The 17739-nt window shown below is 51.3% G+C and carries 11 protein-coding genes and 1 pseudogene; 6 read left to right on the top strand and 6 right to left on the bottom strand.

Translation table 11 applies throughout. The annotated features are described in order from the left end of the window. The coding region (locus ACF8D4_RS03595) for an ankyrin repeat domain-containing protein (protein WP_392468351.1) at nt 1–557 on the top strand (557 nt) is incomplete at its 5' end. Between the two features lie 28 nt (nt 558–585). After that, the gene (locus ACF8D4_RS03590; protein ID WP_392468348.1) at nt 586–807 is read left to right on the top strand and encodes a hypothetical protein; all 222 of its coding nucleotides are present in this window, start codon (nt 586–588) and stop codon (nt 805–807) included. Nucleotides 808–937: 130 nt separating this feature from the next. Here ACF8D4_RS03590 and ACF8D4_RS03585 read toward each other — a convergent pair whose 3' ends face one another. Genes ACF8D4_RS03585 through ACF8D4_RS03570 form a run of 4 tightly spaced genes read right to left on the bottom strand, consistent with a single transcriptional unit; the run spans nt 938 to nt 8800 of the window. Next, nucleotides 938–2206, bottom strand: coding sequence for an ISL3 family transposase (locus tag ACF8D4_RS03585; protein WP_392468345.1), 1269 nt, complete (start codon nt 2204–2206; stop codon nt 938–940). Nucleotides 2207–2210: 4 nt separating this feature from the next. Continuing rightward, a complete protein-coding gene (locus ACF8D4_RS03580) occupies nt 2211–5468 on the bottom strand; it encodes a type I restriction endonuclease subunit R (RefSeq protein ID WP_392468342.1) in 3258 nt (1085 codons plus the stop codon). Beyond that, nucleotides 5469–6776 carry a restriction endonuclease subunit S gene (locus ACF8D4_RS03575; RefSeq protein WP_392468339.1) on the bottom strand — a complete coding sequence of 436 codons (1308 nt, stop codon included), beginning with the start codon at nt 6774–6776 and terminating at the stop codon, nt 5469–5471. It abuts the gene before it with no gap. Next, on the bottom strand, nt 6773–8800 hold the full coding sequence (locus ACF8D4_RS03570; protein ID WP_392468336.1) for an N-6 DNA methylase: 2028 nt from the start codon (nt 8798–8800) through the stop codon (nt 6773–6775). The genes ACF8D4_RS03575 and ACF8D4_RS03570 overlap by 4 nt, the downstream gene beginning before the upstream one ends. A 134-nt stretch (nt 8801–8934) precedes the next feature. Here ACF8D4_RS03570 and ACF8D4_RS03565 point away from each other — a divergent pair, with 134 nt between their 5' ends. The 4 genes from ACF8D4_RS03565 to ACF8D4_RS03550 are packed head-to-tail and all read left to right on the top strand — an operon-like array spanning nt 8935 to nt 16164. Continuing rightward, nucleotides 8935–9651: a hypothetical protein gene (locus tag ACF8D4_RS03565; RefSeq protein WP_392468334.1), complete on the top strand. Its 717-nt coding sequence runs from the start codon at nt 8935–8937 to the stop codon at nt 9649–9651. A gap of 15 nt (nt 9652–9666) precedes the next feature. Further along, nucleotides 9667–10587 (top strand): DUF4123 domain-containing protein, encoded by a 921-nt coding sequence (locus ACF8D4_RS03560; protein ID WP_392468331.1) that lies wholly within the window; start codon nt 9667–9669, stop codon nt 10585–10587. Further along, nucleotides 10584–15548, top strand: a complete 4965-nt coding sequence (locus tag ACF8D4_RS03555) for an RHS repeat-associated core domain-containing protein (RefSeq protein WP_392468328.1) — start codon at nt 10584–10586, stop codon at nt 15546–15548. The genes ACF8D4_RS03560 and ACF8D4_RS03555 overlap by 4 nt, the downstream gene beginning before the upstream one ends. Continuing rightward, entirely contained in the window at nt 15517–16164 is a 648-nt protein-coding gene (locus ACF8D4_RS03550; protein ID WP_107352629.1) for a DUF1963 domain-containing protein, read from the top strand. The genes ACF8D4_RS03555 and ACF8D4_RS03550 overlap by 32 nt, the downstream gene beginning before the upstream one ends. 117 nt (nt 16165–16281) lie before the next feature. Here ACF8D4_RS03550 and ACF8D4_RS03545 read toward each other — a convergent pair. Together ACF8D4_RS03545 and ACF8D4_RS03540 are read right to left on the bottom strand one after the other, a co-directional pair. After that, nucleotides 16282–16413 (bottom strand): annotated as a pseudogene (locus ACF8D4_RS03545) (IS5/IS1182 family transposase); the annotation flags it as partial. Between the two features lie 334 nt (nt 16414–16747). Further along, a partial coding sequence (locus ACF8D4_RS03540) for a tyrosine-type recombinase/integrase (RefSeq protein ID WP_392464830.1) occupies nt 16748–17739 on the bottom strand: 992 nt, incomplete at its 5' end.

Raw genomic sequence — 17739 nt, 5'->3', positions numbered from 1 at the left:
TTTTACAGCAGGATAAAGCGGCGGTGGCTTTGGCACTCAAACTTGGGGCCGACGCTAACTTTAAGCGAGCGAATGGTGACAATGCGATTACGGCTGTAGCCGGGAATGAGGATACTGATTGGCTGAAAATGTTACTTGAGGCCGGTGGGGATCCCAACAGTGTGGATCGTAATAAAGAGCCCGCCTTGTTTCAGGCCGTAGGAGAAGGCAATAAGGAGGCTGTTGAGATCCTGCTGGATCACGATGCAGATGTGAATGCTGTCGATGGGCCTGGAAGTAACGCCTTGCAATACGCTGCTGCCATCAACGACTTTGAAATGGTGTACTTCCTGTTGCAGCATGGAGCCGACTTTACCCACCGTAACGATACCGGTGCGGATTTAGCCTGGAATATACATAAAAAGCTGTCCCGTGGGCTGGTATCGTCATCTTCGGACAACTACGAGTGGTTGATGAAATCCAAACAGTTTATTGAAGATAAGGGGGTTAGCTTTCCACCGCTTTCACCGAAAGAAGTTCGGGCAATATGGGCTAAGGAAGGCAAACCAGGTTACTGATCGCTGTTGGAACCAAGGATGTTGTTGAATGTCAGGGAATGCACAACCCATGCTTATGCATCAGATCATCAGTGGCAGGCAAAGCCATTATTGCTATGCCTTGATAGAGCCATTTGATATCGCCGGGTTTGACGAGCAATGGTCAGTTCTCAGTACTGCCCCGGGAGCACAGTGGCGCAGCCTTCCAATTGCATCGCTGGCCTCGGCACCGGGGTTGCAGCCTTTGTTGTTACGGCTATTTGCATTCTAGGGTTGGAATCCGCCCATTCTGACCCTGGATTCTTGGTCAAGTCAAATGCAGCCTTTGGTTGGATTGCTCTGTTTTCATTGCCTCACCAGAATCTAACATTGGTTGGATTCTCTGATGCAACTCTCTCGCGCTAATCCAGCTCCCCGCTCTCTGCCTGCTTCAACAACGTCGGAATGTGCGGCCCATATTCCACCTTGCCGTGACCTGCTCGAATACCACTACCGACCTTTCGGGCTTCTTTGGAGTACAGCGTCTTTGCCCGAATGATGGGGTAGCTATAACCCCGACCTAACCGGTTGGACATCTTGATCAAGCCGTTGAGCCCTTCGGTATAGCCATTGGTGATTGAGAACGGCGCATCCCAGTAGGCAAAGATGTCGTCGTAATGGTTGTGTACCGTTTTCACCAGTTTTTTGAAAGGCTCCATGCCATAAGGCGGCAGGCTGCTCTCCCAAGCCTCAAAGGCGTTCTGAGCGCTCTGCTTGTCGGGTTCGTCGTAGATGCAGAAGAAGGCTTCCTTGAAATCATAGGCTACGGCAAGCTCTGGGATCGCCTGCTTCACGACCTCCAGCGCCTTTTGTTCTGCGGGCGTCAGGTTGCCGGGCCGCTTCAGGGTGAGCCAGCGAATGGACTTTTTGACGTAAATCCGGTCTTCTTTGCTTAGCTGAGCCTGATAGTTCTTGCGCTCAACTTCCAGCGCTTCGGAGGCCATTTTAACGACATGGAATTTGTCGATAACCAGCTTGGCGTTGGGCAGGTATTGAGCAAAAGAGCGTTTGAAGGGCCGCCACATATCCGTACAGACCCATTCCACCTTCTCAGCGTCCGGTAAATCCTTGAAGAAGGGCTTCAGGTGCTCTTGAGTACGATGCTCCAACATATCAAAGACGTTGTTGGTTGCCAGATTGGTGATTACACAGCGATACCCGCCGGCAAGGTTCACTTCGTCGATACCCATGATGACCGGGGTTTCATAACGAACGGTTTGGGAGAGTTCCTCAATGAGATCGTGAGCGATGTTCTTGACGGTGTTCACCGCCACACCGGTTTGCTCGGCTAAAGCATGGAAGGTGGTTCCCAAGCACTGTTGCCGAATAACATCGACCAGCCGTTTGGTAGCTCGGCGTTTGTCATCCAGAAAACTCAACTCCGGCATGGACATTTTTCCGCACGACTCACAGCGAAAGCGCGGGCGCTGAACTTCAAGGCGTACGGGCTCCATGTACAACGGCGTATCCATGAACTTGTTTTTGCGCGTACCGTGTCTGTGCATAGGGGTGTTGCAGTCCCCACATAATGGCACCTCGACCGTTACCGGCTCAGCAACTATCACAAGGCACTTGCCTTCGTGGCGCATATCGACAGGCTTGATGCCTGGCAGATTCAGCAGGTCAAGCATCGGCTTAATCCATATCCAGGTCGATGTCTTTGCCTTCGCGCAGCAGGTCATACACCATATCAACCAATGCGGTCATGCCCTGACGGTCAGACTTGAGCACCTGGGTTGCCAGCTTCTGATGACTGGACAAAGCACGAACCACCGCTTGCTGAACCGCACCGGGGAGGTTGCCTTTCATAGCCTGCTCACGGGTGTTGCTTTCCACCTGAGCCATGACGACATCGCTTTCACCGGTAATCGCTGAAATCTGATTAACGAAAGCCACCTGATCCTGGATCGGCGTCGCCTCACCAAACAGACTGTTGAGCCTCTCGATAATCTCTTTGACGAATTTCGGCTTGTCGCCAGCCACGCCACCACCGCCTGCACCTATCGGTTGAAGTACCGGGGTTTCGCCTTCGTCTTCCGCGTTATCTGAACGAGCATTGATGTCAAAGCCGGTGAGCACCAGGCCGGTCAAGTCCACCGTTTCCGGAGCTTCGTGTAATAGACGCTTTTGCAGCAGCTTGGCGAACGCGGCGAAGTTCTCCAACTCCGGGTCGCCAAAATCAATCAGTTGGGCGATATAAGAGTAGGTACGACAAAAACGCCCCAAATCCGACTTGAAGCCAATCAGCGCCTTGATTTGCTCGGCATACTCATCCTGATGGTGATCGGCAGACTTCATACCTGCCTCATCACCCTTGGCACGGGCCTTCTCAAAAGCCGCTTCCCAGGTCGCCATGCCATCACGCAGCATTTTCATCTTGTCGTTATACAAGGCCGTCGCTCCAGCAGTAGCGGCATACAGCGCCTTGTGCTGCGGCGATTTGGTATGGGTGATGTCCCGAATGGTCTTGAAGCGAGCTTCCTTGAACGCGGCCAAGTCCTTATCGTCGTACAGGCCGTGCTCGTCCAAGCGCTCCTTGATCTCGTAGACCACATTAAGGTCTTGCACTTCGTCGATGTGAGCACCCTTGTCATAGGTGGTAAAGGCCTGACGCACGTTCTCTGGGTCGTTCACAAAGTCGATGATAAAGACCTCATCCTTACCGGGGGCCGTCCGGTTGAGGCGGGCGAAGGTCTGCACAATCTCCACATGGTTGGCGATTTTCTTGTCTACATACATGGCTACCAGTTTGGGTTGATCAAAGCCAGTCTGGAACTTGTCAGCCACCAACATCACCCGGTATTCAGGGCGGTCAAAGGCAAAACGCAAATCCTGCCCGTGGATATCCGGGTTCATGCTCTGCTCGGTGAACTCCTCGTTCTCATCGACGATAAACACATCATCCTTGAACTCGCTGTCATCCTGGTGCATCACCTGCTTACCGGTCATCTTGCCGGAGAAGGCCACCAGTGAATGAATAAAGCCGTACTCGCTGTGCTGCTCGATATAGCGGTCAAACGCCTTCTTGTAGCGAATGGCAGCGGCGCGGGAGCTGGTCACGACCATCGCCTTGGCCTTGCCATCCAGCCGGTGGGCGACGTTTTTGGTGAAGTGCTCAACGATAAACTGTACCTTCTGGGTCACATTGGTGGGATGCAATGACATCCACTGTGCCAGGGCGCGTTTGGCGGCCTTGCCGCTTACCCGCTTGCTGTCTTCAAGCTGCTTGGAAAGGTTGAAGGCCGTTTTGTAGGGCACATAGCCTTTCAGCACATCGAGAATGAATTTCTCCTCAATGGCCTGGCGCATGGTGTACAGGTGGAAGGCTTGTGGAGGGTTATCGTTAGAGGCTGGCTGGCTCGGGTCTGTTGGGCGACCGAACAGCATCAAAGTGGAGTGCTTCGGCGTACCGGTAAAGGCGAAATAGCTGATATTGTCCGGGCGAGCCCGAGATTTTTGCAGTTGTTCCAGCAATTCATCCACCGTCATGGTGGACATCTTGCCTTGCCCACTCATCCCCAGCGCGGCTTGCAGCTTAGCGGCGGTAGAGCCTGTCTGCGAGTTATGCGCCTCATCAATGATCACAGCAAAGTTTTTCCCTTTCAGGGCCTTGTCAGTGATGATGGCTTCCATCGCGTAGGGGAAGGTCTGGATCGTGACCACCACAATCGGCGTGCCAGACAACAAGGCCTCCGAGAGTTGCTTGCTCTTGGACTTGGATGACTTCTGCCGGTCAATGGCGGCGATCACCCCAAACTGATGGTCAATCTGCTTCACCGCGTCCTGAAGCTGGCCGTCCAGCACATTGCGGTCGGTGACAATGATCACGCTGTTAAATACCGAATCGCCGTTATCTTCGCGCAGTTTCACCAAGTCATGGGCCGTCCAGGAAATGGTGCTGGTCTTGCCGGAACCGGCGCTGTGGTCACACAGGTAGGTCATGCCTGCGCCGTTTTCGCGGGCATCGGCCAGCATCTGGTTCACTGCCGTCCATTGGTGGAAGCGCGGGAAAATCAGGGTTTCTTTCTTCGACCAGTTGCCCTGAATATCTACAACGTCCTTTTTCTCGACGTAGACAAAGCTATGGAAAATCCGCAGCCAGGCATCCGGCTGGCAGACCGCCTCCCAGAAGTAGGCTACCGGGTATTCCTGAGTACCATCGGCCTTAATCTCACCTGGCGGGTTACCCGCATGTACCGTGCCGTTTTCGTCCTTGCGCCCCTTATTGAACGGCAGGAAAAAGGTGTTTTCTCCATCCAGCTTGGTCGCCATCATGATTTCAGAGTCGGACATGGCGAAATGCACCACCGCCCCGCGCTTGAAGGTCAGCAATGGCTCCCGGCGTTTGGTCTTGGCGTCATACGGCAGGCGATCATTCCGGTACTGATCCATGGCCGCTTCGCAGGACTGGGTGAAGTCGGTCTTCAGTTCGACGGTTGCCACAGGCAGACCGTTGATAAACAGCACCAGATCAATGGCAAATTCACGGGCCGGGTGATACTTCAGCTCCGGCACCACGCGCAGGATGTTCGCCTGATAGCGCTTGATCACCGCTTCATTACGCCTGTCTTCCGGCGCGGCCTCGGTCATCTCGATCAGGCCGCAACCGGCAATGGAAAAACCCTGGCGCAACACCTGCATGGTGCCTTGTTTCTCCAGTGCTTTATCCAAGCGATCCATCAGCACTTCAAGGGTTTTGGCCCCGTTGAGCCGTTCCAGCTTGTCCCATTTTTCCTGCTGGCCGCTGGTTTTGATCCAGCTTTCCAGGTCTTCGGGGTACACCGCCCGCTCGGTGTCGTAGAACTTGGAATCACCCAGCTTCCAGCCCTGCTCTACCAACCGGTCGATGATGTATTGCTGGAAGTGTTTTTCCTGATGTGCTGCTGATTGCATTTATTGTTTTCCTCGCAAATCAATCTGGCCGGTGACAGCGGCGGTGATAAAGGCGGCGCGGCGTTCTTTGAGCAGGGTGATACTTTGTTCCGCCTTGCTAATCAGAGCATCAATGCGGGCAGTTTCGCGGTCGAGGGTGGCTAGAATGGCATCTTGCTCCTTCAGGTCTGGAAGAGGTAGACGAGTGTTCGCTACATATTCATGCTCTAAGCTTTCAACAGTAGCTCCTTCTTTTGCCCATATCCCAAGCAACGAGCGGTTAAGACCCTGTACCCACCGAAGTATAAACCGGGGTCTAACCCTGGTTTCATCAAGGCTCAATGCTTTCATGTCCTGATTTAAGCTAACAGGAACATTATTGATCCCAACCGGTATCGTGTGACGAAGAATACCTGATCGAGCAACCAGCAACACCGCTCCCGAGTCAATCAGTTTCGTGGCACTATTTTCCAGTCCTTTGGTAGTTATATGATCTATAGAATCGGTAATCACCTCATGTTTCATATCCTTTGGAGAGACCCAAGGGATGCAGCCATTCCAATAGTCTGGATTTTCTTTTGATGGCGTACCACCACCAGAGAATGCAGCAACATGCTTTAGTTTTGTCGCCTCCCAGTGCTCCGGCACCTGCCCAATCCATTCAACGCCGGAATCCTTCATCTTCGCGTTGGGGTCTAGGCCCTTGGTGACAGCATGGGTAATCAGCGCCTGGCGCTTTTCCTTCAGTAGCTCGATAAAGCGGGTTTTCTTCTCGACAAGCGCATCAATACGAGCGGTTTCGCGGTCGAGGGTGGTTAGTATTTGCGCTTGCTCAGGCTGATCTGGGTATGCAACTTCAATTGAACCGATATGCCCCCAATCTGCACGAGGCATTTTGGCTCCCTCGCATCCTGACTCTATTTGATGCGTTACATCAGGAGTTAAAAGCCATTCTTGCAGCCATCTGGGCTCTGTTTTTTCAGCCCTCAGAACCAAAAATTCTGTTGAGCAGCACCCTGCCATCTCTGAAATAATGGCTTTTCGCAAATATGGACGCAGCTTACCGTACAGGACATCCCCTTCATAAAAGATGCCTACAGTTGAATCTTCTGATTGACGGGAGCTTCCATTCGTTGGCTTGTACTGCCCTGATCCTGCTTCTACATCCTCAAGTCCGATATAAATGGTATCAGTAGATACATCATTTCGCCGTTCATTGCGCAATGACGCCAGTCGCTTAATTCTCGCCACCTTCCAGTGCTCTGGCACCTGCCCAATCCACTCAACGCCGGAATCCTTATACGCGGGATACGCTTTGTACTGGCTCATTCGCTAGCCACCTCTGCCAGTAGTGCGGCAATCTCAGCTTCTACCTGCTTCAGGTCTTGATCAATATCGTGTAGCTTGCGCGGCGGCTGGTACTGGTAGAAGAAGCGGTTGAAGTTGATCTCGTAGCCAACGCGGCCCAATTGACCATCCCTTGCATCGGTAAAGCTCTCATCCAGCCAGGCATCCGGCACATGAGGAAGCACTTCGCGGGCAAAGTAGTCGTCGATGTCCTCCAGATAGGGGACGTTCTCGTAATCAGTTAAATCTGTGTCTGGCACCAGCTCGCCGTTTGAATCCGTGACTGGCTCGGCTTTCGGGTCTTTGTGACCAAAGGCGTTGATCAGCGCGGCGATAAACGTATTGTTGGCCTTGACCTTGAGCTGCTTGGCTTCGTCAGTCTTGATTGTGTCCTTGGCAAAGGTTTCTGCCCAGCTATAGGGCTGCGTTTGCCCGAGCAGCGGCTTGAGGGCTTCGCGCCAGAATGCCTGATGCGCGTCAGAGAGCTTTTCCCAGGCAGCTTCGGCTTCCAGCCGCTCCATGCCTACCTTATCCAGCTCCAGGGTCATGCGCAGCGGGCGCAGGACCCTGATACGGCGGTAGCCAAAGGTACGGTAGTCCAGCATCCGGGAAAGCGCACCGGTTTCGCCTGCTGCGTAGATGTCCAGAATCTGGCGGCGCTGCTCATCGCTGACAATACGGCGCTTGTTGCCCTCGTTGCGGATTGAAGTCCACAGGTCGGTGGCGTTGATCAACTGCACCTTGCCTTTGCGCTCCTGAGGCTTCTTGTTGGACAGAATCCACAGGTAGGTAGCGATATTGGTACGGAAGAACAGATCCGTTGGCAGGGCAACAATGGCTTCAATCAGGTCGTTTTCCAGCAACCAGCGGCGGATTTCCGATTCACCAGACGCGGCACCACCGTTGAACAGCGGCGAACCGGACAACACGATGGCGGCGCGGCCACCGCCGTTGATCGGCAGTTCCAGTTTGCTGGCAAGGTGCATCAAAAACAGCATGGAGCCATCGCTGATTTTCGGCAGACCCGGCCCAAAGCGGCCCAGCTCGCCTTTTTTGTGCTCCGCTTCGACGGCGTTTTTGTCCTTCTCCCATTTCTTGCCAAAAGGCGGATTGGACAGGCAGTAGTGGAAACGCTCACCGGCAAACTGGTCGTTGGACAGCGTGCTGCCCTGACGAATGTTCTTCGACAGATCTCGGCCAGGGTCGGACTCCAAACGGCGGATCAGCATACCGGCCACACAAACCGCATGGGTTTCCGGCTCCAACTCCTGCCCGTGCGGCACCAGCACTGGCGGGATCTTGTCGCGGTTACCGTAGTCGCCCACATGGTTCATGGCATCGGTGAGGAAGCCACCCGTGCCACAGGTCGGGTCATACAAAGTACGAATCAAACCGGGGCTGGCCTCAAACAGGGCATCATCCGGGTCAAGCAGCAATGCGGTCGCCAGGTGAACGATGTCACGCGGCGTCATGAAGTCCTCGGCCCCTTCATTTACCTCGGCACCAAAGCGGCGAATCAGGTGTTCGTAGATGTTACTCATCACCCGATCCGGCACCACATCAGGGTGCAGGTCGATCTTGGCGAAGTTCTGGCAAATCTTGTACAGCAAGCCCGCTTTCTCCAGCCGGATCACCGTATTGCTAAACTCAAACTCCTCGAAGATAGCGCGGGCGTTATCCGAAAATAGAGCTATGTAGTCTTCCAGATTGCGGCGCGTCTTGGTGCTACCCAGGGTGCCGAGGGAGTATTCAGAGGTGTTGTAGAAGGGGTATTCAGCGGTTGAGCGCAGAATGGTATCCAGCTCAACATCGGCATCCTTGAAAGCGTCATGCGCTTCTCTCACCGCCTCGCGGGTCGGCTCCAGCGCACACTCCAGGCGGCGCAGCAAGGTAAACGGCAAAATGATCTTGCCAAAGTCCGTATGCTTGAAGTCCCCCCACAGGTCTTCCGCGTTCTTCCAAATAAAGTCAGCCTGTGAAGCTGCCGATCCCGTAAATTCGTTCATTCTTGACTCCAACCACCTTTTGCACAGAACGGTACTGTAGTCAATCTGCGAATGTCAACCAGATTTTGCACAAAAGGGGATGGATTTCAATTCTTGGCTAAATTTGCGATCCTACCTCAGAATGCAAATAGCCGTTGTTACGGCTCAGTGATGGTAGCCCCTGTGAGACCCTGATGCTCTGGTTGCTGCAACAACCAGGGGCAGATCAGCGGTGCATCTTGTTCACCACCTGGTTTGATTGGCAACAAGTCATTGCTTTTTGGTTGCAGCGAACTGAGGCTCTTTATCCTCAGGGCATAGTCGCTCCATTTAACAGTTTTTCGGCTCCCATACTGTCATTGCTGTGGCAAATCCTGGGCGATGAACAGCAACAGCGTTTTGTCGCTGGTTTGGAAGGCCTCTATTTGCCTGAAGGCGCAGCTTGGAGACTGTTGGCAATCGGAAACCAAGTGGCTGAACCCGCTTTTGAGCAAATACAACTCAGTGAACAACAATATGAGCTTTTGACGCGTGAGAGTCGGCGTGAACTGCAAAGTCAGCAACTGTTTTTAAGGCTACAGCCTTATCACAGGAGAGAATTTTCGCCGGCGGATGTCAGAGCCGTCTATTTCGATACCTTGCAACGGGTACAACAGCAGTTTGCTGATGCAGATGCCAGGAGTTGTGAAATCATGGCACAGCGCAGGTTCGTCTGGGGGAAAGATTACTTTATCCATCCTGTGTTTTTGGCCTTGTGTACGGATGGTGATTATCGAAAGGCGCTGAGACGTTTTCAGCAAAAAGTATGCAATGATGCGGCGCTCGGTCGCGATATGGATTTTCATGATTGGTTGCCTCCATTGGAGCAATAGCCAGAGGACAGGGATGTGGTAGCAATAGCAGCATTAGAGCAACAACAACTCGATGAACAGCAATGGCGGCAGCTATTGGTCAATGGCTCGGTGTTTTTGCTGGCAGATCCAACACTCAATGAAGCGGTGAGAGGTATAGCCGAATCACAGCTTCCTGAAACTCCCGAGTTCAACCGGCTCTATTGGGGGGAACTGGGAAGGCTGCACGCATCATTGTCCCCGTGTCTTATCCGGGCTCATGGCAGTAATTGGGCCGAGTTGCAGCAAAAAATATGTAGCCAACCCGGTTGGGGAATGGCCTGGGTGCTGGAAGGCGATATGCAGGCCTACACGCCACTTCAGCAACTGCAACTATTGGTACATCACTTGCGCAGTTGGACTTGGATAGCAGACGGTGATGACACCCAGTTATTACGCATTGCCGACTGGAAGGTAGCGGAAACCTTGCTGAGTGCCAGTTCGGCTGAAGAAGCCGTTGACTTTTTGGGTCCGGCGGCGGCCTTGGTGACGATTAACGCCGATGGGATCACGCGCTGGCAACCCAAACAGCGTTCACAGTGGCTGTTAGCGCAGCAAAGCACACCCAGGGTGTTGACTGACCCCCAGTATCAGGCGCTGCGTCAGATGGCTGAAGCCATCACTTATCGTGACTACATGACGCACCTGCAACAACATCATCCCGTGACCAGACAATGGTCCACAGACGACTGCCTCAGTTTTATCTCAAAGCATGTTAATCAGGCCCAGCAGCACGGATTCAGTGGCAAGCAGCAGCAGATAAAGTTTCTCACGCTCGCGTGCCTGTTTGGCGATGGTTTTTGTCAGTTACCTTGGGCGAAATCTATCCTCGATGCTCCAAGACAAGGCGCAGAAGACAGGATGTACAAGCTATTTCGCGCAGCAGAGGCCGAATTGGATAAGGAAGTCGCATCATGAGTCAGAATCGCAAGGCAGAGTTGATCTCCAGTGAAGTTGCCGCAGAGCAGAACTTCACCACAGATAATATCTTGCGCGGCAGTTGCGTCGAGTGCGGTTGCACTGCACTGATATTTTATCACTACGATGATGGTCAACCTGTGCCCGAAGCCCCTTTCATACTGACTGACAGTAATAACAAAAAGCTTGAAGGCAAGACAGACAGGAAAGGGCTCTGCCTGATTGAAGAAATGCCCTGTGGAGCTTTCGAACTGCTGCTTGATGAAGGGAGCGATGAGTTTCGCCCCAAAGAAACCGAAGAGAATAATCCGGTTTTACAGGTTAAGCCCGAATATGCTGCCATTGCCGGAGAGTATTTCACTCTGTTCACGCTGCTGCGAAACAAAGGCTTCATTGAATATGACGCTGATGACAGCAGTGAGCGTCATATTGATATTGATGACACCAGTCTGTTTTTGAATGTACCGGATGAATATGAACCCGCCTACGAGCGCTTCTGGGAGTTAAACGACCGAATTAATCGTGGCTCGATGGGATTGCGCGAGGCCATTTATAAAATTCATGTCAGTCTTCCTGCCGAAGTGGTCAGCAAGGCCGGGGACAACAGCGCTATTTTATTGTTCTGTGAAATTGCGCTGGGCTTCATCCCTGTAGTCGGTCAGGCAATGGATATCTACGACCTCGGTGAATGGGGTTGGCAGACATACACTCAGGCAGCGCTAAGAAGCGATCCCATGCACTGGGCCATTGGTGGTCTGGTACTGGTTGGGTTTGTTCCCGGTGTTGGTGATGCTCTGAAAAAGTCCGGTAAAGCCATTATTGAAGCTCTGGCCAAAAACAGTCCGGAAGCGATCCAAGCCGGCATCAAGATGTTGCGTGGTTTATCCAACGGAAACCTGGTGAAGTTTCTCAATAGCTTTGCTGACAAAATCAAAGATGCCGGTGCCAAGGCATTGGAACTGCTGCAACAGATTATCGACGGACTCAAGCTGGCCTTGGTCAATGGCGGCCATTGGATCCTCAGGTTGATGAAAGAGGCATTTGGTTCGCTTATCGACATCATGGTATCCATGGCCGGCAAGCTCAAAGAGATGCTGGACTGGGTCTGCAACAAGGTAAAAGAATTTATTGGCAAGGTGGTTACCCGCCTGACCGGAACTCCCAGACCTAAAAAGACCGAACATCCTGAAGTGGATTTGAATGCCGGGAAAGACGCTCAAATCCGGGATATGAGTGGGCCCACGGCTGAAGTGGATGCCAGTAACCAGGCATTGCCAGGCGCCAAGGGCAAATGCACCAATGGTTGCCCCATCGATATGGCTACCGGCCATGTGGTTGACTGGCGCACAGATTTCAGTTTGCCGGGAATATTGGCGATAAGGCTTAAGCGTTTCTATCACTCAGGACCTGATGTCGAACCCGGTATGTTGGGAAGACGCTGGCGCGCAGATTGGGATATGAGCCTGGTGTTAAGTGGTGATCAAGCCACTTTTACTGACGGTGAGTATAACCAGGCGCTGTTTGTCATCCCTGAAGAAGGCGCCGCTCATCGGGCAGCTCATATGCCACAATGGCGGTTATGCCGCATCGACGGGCTGTTGGTGATGCGCCATTTAAGCGGCATTGACTACACCTTCAATCATGCTTTGGGCAACAAGCTGATGCTGACAGCCATCAGCGATCAGAGCGGTAACCGCCATCATTTTGTTTATGACCGCGGCCAACTGAAAGGGATTTTGCTCAGTGACGGTCGGCGTATCAAGGTGAAGGGTAGCCGGCGACGTATTGAACGCCTTGAGTTGCAGACAGCCGATGGCAAGGCGCTGAAAACCTTGGTGGCCTATGAGTACAACGACAAAGGATATCTGACATCATGCCGGGCCGATCCGGGCCACAGCTTTGACTACCAATACTCAGATGAGGGCTGGTTGCTGCGCTGGCAGGACATGAGCTGCACTTGGGTTGAACATGACTATGACAGTCAGGGGCGGGCTATCCGCTCCAGAGGCGCTGACAAGCGCTTTTGTGATGCGTTGCATTACGATGATGATAACCGGATTGTCTATTACCGTAGTCCGCTGGATGGTATCAAAATCTATCACAGGGATGAGCGCAACAATATTATTCGTGTTGTGTTGCCCAATGGCGATACCACCTACAACGAATGGCAGGACAACCAACTGGTATCCCAACGCAATCAGTTGGGAGAGCAACAGGCGTTCAAGCGGGACGAATGGGGGCAACTTACCGAGCTGACCCAGGCGGACGGCAGTCAGCTTAAGTGGCAGTATGATGAAGCCGGCAGGTTGCTTAGCTTCACCAATGAATTGGGTGCCAGTTGGCAGCATGAGTACGATAGCCGCGGCAATCTGCTGTCGGTGCTTGACCCCTTGGGCCACAGCTGTTACTGGCAGTACAACTCCAAGGGGCAAATGGCCTGGGCGATCGATGCTGATGGCGAACAGACCGGCTTTGGTTATGACAAGGTGTCAGGCCTGCCCTGCGAAGTCATTTTGCCCGGCGTTGAACCGCTAAAACTGGAATACGACAATCTGGGGCGGATAAGCCGGGTGCTTCAAGGGATCCAGAGCCACAAGTACACTTATTTGGGGCAAAGTGCCCTGGTCACTGGGGTAGTGGACAGCCAAGGCAAACGCCAGCACTTCGAATATGATACCGAAGGCAATCTGGTCAAAGCGACTGATGCCAATGGCAACAGCCAGCAATATCGTTACGGTGCGTTTGACCTGTTGCAAGCCAGTATCGATCCTTTAGGCCATGAACTGCAGCTGTTCTATAACGGAGAATGCCAGTTTGCCGGCATTGCCAACAGCAAAGGTGAGCAGTGGCGATATCACTACAATTCCAGCGGTCAGATTGTTGAAGAGCGTCACCTTGATGGTCGTCGTAACCGCTTCGATTACGATAAGGCCGGCCGGGTAATATGCAAAACCCAGGCTGATGGCAGCAGCATTCATTTCTTCTACGATATCTGTGGCCGTTTGCTGCAAAAGCAAACCCGTAACTCGCAGCAAATGGTGATGAACAATAGCTATTTCGAATACGACGGCGCCGGTCAACTGCTTAAAGGCCGCAACGCCGTGTCTGAGCTGGCGTTTAGCTATGATGCGCTTGGCAGGCTGATTGCTGAAACGCAAAATGGCCAATCGATTGAGTATCAATACACTGCAGCGAGTCGTCCAATTCGTGCCAATGGCTTATTGCTTGAGCAACAGCAGACATGGCAACACGGCCGTTTGGCAACGATTGCCGCTTCTGGGTTTGAGCCGCTGACACTGGCATACGACCGTTATGGTCGGGAAACCAGTCGCAGTAACCAGGCTGGATTCTGCCTGCAACAGGAGTACACCCCGGAGGGACTGCTCAAACGTCAGCACCTGGATGCCTGGAGCCCACAGGGGACAGAGCAGCAACTGCCTGGCCGCTTTGGTGGTATTGCCCGCAGTTATGAATATGACGCTCTGAGCCGGATCACCGCCATCGAAGACGGTCACTGGGGCCGCAGTGAATTTACCCAAAATGCCCTTGGGCAAATTGTGGCAGAAAAACGCACCAGCGCCTGGCATGCGCGCAGTGAGCGGCGCCAATTCAGCTATGACTCCGAACTCCAACTGACGGCCATAGCCTCTTGGGCTGAGGATGGGCAAAACAAAGACCAGCTTAGCAACAGTTCCCCAAATAGCACTTCAAATAGCCGGATTATCGACTTCGCCAAAAAGCGCCAGGAAAAGGCACTGGAATATCAGCAAGCCGGGCGGGTAGTGCGTCAGGGAGACAATGTTTTCCGCTACGATGCCAATGGCCGTATGGTCGAGAAAACCCTGAAACGTGATGGTTTCAGGGCTCAGACTAGCTTCTATCATTGGGATGAAGAAGATCGCCTCATTCGTGTCAGTCTGCCCAATGGGGATATTTGGCATTATGAATACGATGTCTTTGGCCGCCGCTGTCGTAAATACCGGCAGCAACCAGCAACGCAGCCAACATCAGCGCAATCACTCACTCAACAAATCAGCCAAGGCGATATCCGCTACCAGTGGTTGGGAGATCAACTCAGCCAGCAGCAAAGTTATTATGCCGATGGCAGTGTGGCAACTACCCAGTGGCTATATGAGCCCGGCAGTTTCAGGCCGTTGGCACAGATAAGGCAGCTGGATACACCCAATGACCCCGGCAGGCCCGAACTGCATTATGCGGTGACTGACTTAGCGGGCAATGTCAGGGAACTGTGCGATCCACAAGGACAAATACACTGGCGTGGCGAACAGGGTTTATGGCAGGACTTCCATCAATGGCGGCTCAGCGGAACCCCGAAAAAGTATCTTGAACAAGCCGCCAATGAGCCTCTACACTGTGACCTGCGCTATCAGGGACAGATTTATGATCGGGAAACCGGGCTCTACTACAACCGGCACAGATATTACGATCCGGAGATTTGCCAATACCTGAGTCCAGATCCGATAGGGCTGGCAGGGGGCACGCGGCCACAGGCCTATGTGCACAACCCGCTCGAATGGGTGGATCCGCTAGGATTAGCAAGTTTATTTGACATTGGTACGTATGGGAGCCTGAATGGGAGTTTGCATGTTGGTGATAACCTTCAAGCACATGAATTTATAAGGCATGAGTTTCTAAGACAAGAAGGTTTAGCTGGTGATTCTCGTCTCTCGGATAACCCTTCGATTGCTCTAGATTTGGATCATCATACTCGTGGGCCAGGAAAAGATACCAGAGGAATTGGTGGTGTGCACTATCATGAATCTGTTGTCAGGGCAGAGAAGGGGTTAGGAAGGAATCAATTTGCATCTAGTTTTGATGAAGAACTTGAAATTTCAAGCGAGGCTATGAGGAGAGCGGGAATTCCTGAAGATCGTATTTCTGTTCTCAAAGCAGATTCAACAGCGTTTTATGAAAGAATTAAAAAATGTGGGGAAAAATAGTATGGATACTGTATATCAATTAAAAGCTAATACTTCTGACGACGGTTCTGGGGTTGTGTTTGGGGGAGGTACTCACATTGCCTTTCCTTGGCCTGTAAATCCTTTGGGGGAGGAGTTAGCGCTAGTTGTTACGATTGATTGTTCAGTACTAAATCATAAGATTGGTGAAGAATTATTCCCTGCGGGTAAAGTATTATCAGTATTTTCAACATATTCAAGCGATAGATACTTTTTAGATGATATTACTTTTCATGGTGACAGTGAAGAGCTTGAACATATCAGTAAAGGCTATTCTAGAGTGCTTTTAAGTGAAAAGTCTGATGATTTTATAAATGAGAACTATTTTGGCCCAATATCTGTTGAGGTTACTAAAAGGGAAGTTAATAGTGAAGATTTTCCTGCGTTCTCTTTTGTATCTAAGGTAATTCCTAGAGGTTTGATTGGTTATGGCGTATTAGGTGATGAATATTACTTTGCCGCACAAATATACTCTGGAGATATACCGTTTGATGATGGTGGGATTTTAGGTCTCTCGGATGCAACTGGTTATTTGTTCTTACGTAAAAGAATAGATGACTTTTCTAATGCTGGAGTTTTCTTTATTCAAGTATCTTAAATAATGATTTGAAAGAGTAAATTCCGGAGGCTATAAAATTTCGGTGTAAGTAGCTGTTTATCATAACGACACCTGGTCATGGCGTTGTTGCTCAAATCAGGTCTGAGCTAGTACACTTTATGAGATTGTCTGGCGTACAGGCATAACGAGTCTTATGACTTTGTTTAACGCCTTCACGCCAGTCAATGCTTCACCCTGTTGTTCGTTATAGTCTCGCAGACTCAATTGGGGGCTAATAAGTTGTTTGATGGCCTTGATGATTTGTTCTTCGGTGTAACGTTTCTTCATGTTGAGATCTCAATTGGCTCTAAATAGCTATTCCTAAATGTAGGTCACTGGCCTCATTAGTCATCATCGTGCTTAGTTTAGCATCCTTTAGCAAGGAGCCTTGTAGTACAGGGCTTTCCGAGTGTATGCGTATAAACTCAGGCCAAATAAGGCTTTCAGCAGGGTGTAGCACAATTAGGAACACTTATTTAGTGTATTGGAAATCTCATCAATGTCATGGTCTTAAATTCGGGTGAAAGGTCAATAGCGTACAACTATCAATGAGCTTCGATGCTTAATCGAAGCTTGCCTTCACTTATCGTTTTGATGCGACGGATAAATTTCCATCAGCAGCTGTCTCAATGTACTCACTCCACCAGTTCATCATAGGACGTCGCCGCTCCAGGAAGTCGGAGCGGTTATATGCCGCCCGTACTGAATTGGCATCGACATGTGATAACGCTGATTCGATAAGGTCAGATTCAAACCCTTCTTCATTGAGAATGGTGCTTGCTAAGGAGCGAAGACCATGGCTAACAAGTCTTCCACCATATCCCATACGTTTTAAGGCCATATTAGCTGTCTGCGTATTGCAGTGAGTTTTTGGATCTCTATCTGATGGAAATATAAATTCTCTGTGGCCACTTATTGGCTTGATGGCTTCGAGCATGCCGAGCATCTGTTGGGTAAGCGGAATAACGTGCACTCGACGCTTTTTCATCTTCTCTGCAGGTATTGTCCAAATTAGCTTCTCCAAATCTAATTCATCCCAGCGTGCCATGGCGGCTTCAGAGGGACGTGTCATAGTGTGTAACTGCCACTCTATAAGACAGCGTGTTACACGTTTAATGGAAGCTTGGGAAAGCGAGCGCATGAGTTCGGGGAGCTCTGATGGGGCTAGGGTAGCCATGTTCTCTTTTTTGGGCTTCTTAAATGCAGTATGAATTTTTACTAACGGATTCGCTACGATGTAACCGGAGTTGACACCATGGTTCATAATTTCATTTAGCCGCTGACTCAGGCGTTTAATGGTCTCTAAACTGCCTGAAGCTTCTATTGGTCGAAATAGCTTTATGACGTTTGGAGCAGTGATTTTAGTGAGTGGGTAGTTACCAAATTCAGGGAAAACATGTCTCTCTAATGAGCGCCAAGTTTTAGTGGCATGATCTTCTGTTACTTCGTGCTTTTTAATCTCTAACCATTCAGCTGCAACATTCCTCAGCGTGTACATAGTTTCTTGTTTGTTTTTGAGTGATTCTTGTTCGCGTTTTTCTTTCGGGTCTACACCTGTTGCTACTAGTTGTCGGT

The organism is Shewanella sp. YQ_9, from assembly GCF_043103185.1.
GTDB lineage: Bacteria > Pseudomonadota > Gammaproteobacteria > Enterobacterales > Shewanellaceae > Shewanella > Shewanella algae.
Note: the sequence above shows the minus strand (reverse complement) of the source record. Positions and strands in the feature narration are given on the sequence as shown.

Excerpts from the sequence above, each read along its gene's own strand:
- ACF8D4_RS03555 (WP_392468328.1), top strand. The coding sequence starts at position 10,584 with ATGAGTCAGAATCGCAAGGCAGAGTTGATCTCCAGTGAAGTTGCCGCA.
- ACF8D4_RS03570 (WP_392468336.1), bottom strand. The coding sequence starts at position 8,800 with ATGAACGAATTTACGGGATCGGCAGCTTCACAGGCTGACTTTATTTGG.
- ACF8D4_RS03585 (WP_392468345.1), bottom strand. The coding sequence starts at position 2,206 with ATGCTTGACCTGCTGAATCTGCCAGGCATCAAGCCTGTCGATATGCGC.
- ACF8D4_RS03590 (WP_392468348.1), top strand. The coding sequence starts at position 586 with ATGTCAGGGAATGCACAACCCATGCTTATGCATCAGATCATCAGTGGC.
- ACF8D4_RS03575 (WP_392468339.1), bottom strand. The coding sequence starts at position 6,776 with ATGAGCCAGTACAAAGCGTATCCCGCGTATAAGGATTCCGGCGTTGAG.
- ACF8D4_RS03580 (WP_392468342.1), bottom strand. The coding sequence starts at position 5,468 with ATGCAATCAGCAGCACATCAGGAAAAACACTTCCAGCAATACATCATC.
- ACF8D4_RS03550 (WP_107352629.1), top strand. The coding sequence starts at position 15,517 with ATGAAAGAATTAAAAAATGTGGGGAAAAATAGTATGGATACTGTATAT.